The 2346-nt window shown below is 62.6% G+C and carries 2 protein-coding genes; one reads left to right on the top strand and one right to left on the bottom strand.

Features of this window, described 5'->3' with window-relative positions:
- Nucleotides 1–680: alcohol dehydrogenase catalytic domain-containing protein (locus tag EOA86_RS31040; protein ID WP_164892158.1), on the bottom strand; the 680-nt coding region annotated here is incomplete at its 3' end.
- Between the two features lie 202 nt (nt 681–882).
- Between EOA86_RS31040 and EOA86_RS31035 the strand changes: the two genes are divergently transcribed.
- Nucleotides 883–2346, top strand: a 1464-nt coding sequence (locus EOA86_RS31035; protein ID WP_164892157.1) for an acetyl/propionyl/methylcrotonyl-CoA carboxylase subunit alpha, incomplete at its 3' end; no start/stop codon positions are given.

Raw genomic sequence — 2346 nt, 5'->3', positions numbered from 1 at the left:
CCCCAGGGCTTCTTGTCGTTGTTCAGGTCGACGCCGATGATCATGTCGGCGCCGGCAAGGCGCAGCCCCTGGATGACGTTGAGGCCGATGCCGCCGAGGCCGAAGACGGCGGCCGTGGCGCCGATCTCGACCTTGGCGGTGTTGATCACCGCGCCGATGCCGGTGGTGACGCCGCAGCCGATGTAGCAGATCTTGTCGAAGGGCGCGTCGGGATTGATTTTGGCCACCGCGATCTCGGGCAGCACGGTGAAGTTGGAGAAGGTCGAGCAGCCCATATAGTGGAAGATCTTGTCCTTGCCGATCGAGAAGCGCGACGAGCCGTCCGGCATCAGGCCTTGCCCTTGCGTGGCGCGGATCGCGGTGCACAGATTGGTCTTTCTGGACAGGCAGGACGGGCATCGCCGGCATTCCGGCGTGTAGAGCGGGATGACGTGGTCACCCTTCTTGACCGAGGTGACGCCCTTGCCGACGTCGACGACGATGCCGGCGCCTTCATGGCCGAGGATCGCCGGAAAAATGCCTTCAGGATCGGCGCCCGACAGCGTGAATTCGTCGGTGTGGCAGATGCCGGTCGCCTTGATCTCGACCAGCACCTCGCCGTCGCGCGGGCCTTCGAGGTCGACTTCCAGGATCTCCAGCGGCTTTCCGGCGGCGACAGCGACAGCGGCACGGGTTTTCATCGGGAATCTCCTCTCAGGGCAAAATCTGCAATCGAGGCCGAGCATTAGCGTATCTGCAGGTGCTGGACTATGGGACGAATTGACAGTTCGTGGCCGGGTTTTGGTCGGCGCCAGCCGACTTGCGCCCGGGATATGCGCCAACTTGCCTTGACCGGCCGGGCGAAGCCCATAAAAGAAAGGCAGCCGAGGGAATAAAACCCGCATGTTCGCAAAAATCCTGATCGCCAATCGCGGCGAGATCGCCTGCCGCGTCATCAAGACGGCGCGCAAGATGGGCATCGCCACCGTCGCGGTCTATTCGGATGCCGATCGCGACGCCGTGCATGTCGAGATGGCCGACGAGGCTGTGCATATCGGGCCTTCGCCGGCCGCGCAGAGCTATCTGGTGCCGGAGAATATCATCGCCGCCTGCAAGGCGACCGGTGCTGAAGCCGTGCATCCCGGCTACGGGTTTTTGTCCGAACGCGCATCCTTCTGTGAAGCGTTGGAGAAAGAAGGCATCATCTTCATCGGCCCGAAACCCAAAGCGATCAGGGCGATGGGCGATAAGATCGAATCGAAGAAATTCGCCAATGCTGCAAACGTATCGACGGTACCCGGCTGGCTTGGGGTCATCGAGAATGCCGGTCATGCCGAGAAAATAGCCGGCGAGATCGGCTATCCCGTGATGATCAAGGCCTCGGCCGGTGGCGGCGGCAAGGGCATGCGCATCGCCTGGAGCAAGGCCGAGGTGCGCGACGGGTTCGACCGGGCGCGGTCCGAGGCCAAAAGCTCGTTCGGCGACGACCGCGTCTTCATCGAGAAGTTCGTGGTCAATCCGCGCCACATCGAGATCCAGGTGCTGGCCGACGCGCACGGCAACGCGCTTTATCTCGGCGAGCGCGAATGCTCGATCCAGCGCCGCAACCAGAAGATCGTCGAAGAGGCGCCTTCGCCCTTCCTCGACGCCAAGACCCGGAAAGCCATGGGCGAGCAGTCGGTGGCGCTGGCCAGGGCGGTCGACTATCAGAGCGCCGGCACGGTTGAGTTCATCGTCGACAGCGAAAAGAACTTCTATTTCCTTGAAATGAATACACGATTGCAGGTCGAGCACCCGGTAACCGAGCTCGTCACCGGCATCGATCTGGTCGAGCAGATGATCCGCATAGCTGCCGGCGAAAAGCTCGCTATCAAGCAAAGCGATGTCAAGCTGAACGGCTGGGCGGTGGAAAGCCGGCTCTACGCCGAGGACCCGTATCGCAATTTCCTGCCGTCGATTGGCCGGCTGACGAGATACCGGCCACCGGAAGAGGGACGGTTCGGCGACGTCGTCGTCCGAAACGATACCGGCGTCACCGAGGGTTCGGAAATCTCGATGTTCTATGATCCGATGGTCGCCAAGCTGTGCACCTGGGCACCGACGCGGCTCGCCGCCATCAACGCCATGTCGGAGGCGCTCGACAGCTTCGTCGTCGACGGCATCGAGCACAACATGCCGTTCCTGGCGGCGCTGATGCAGCATCCGCGCTGGCGGGAAGGGCTGATATCGACCGCCTTCATATCAGAGGAATATGCTGATGGCTTCGCGCCGATCGCGCCTGATAGCCAGGAGAAGGCCATTTTCGCAGTCATCGCCACCGCGGTCGAACTGCTGCGCCGCGACCGGCTCGACCGGCTGGGCGGGCGG

It is taken from the genome of Mesorhizobium sp. M5C.F.Ca.IN.020.32.2.1 (assembly GCF_004023105.1).
GTDB lineage: Bacteria > Pseudomonadota > Alphaproteobacteria > Rhizobiales > Rhizobiaceae > Mesorhizobium > Mesorhizobium wenxiniae.
This window is presented reverse-complemented; position numbering and strand designations above follow the sequence as displayed.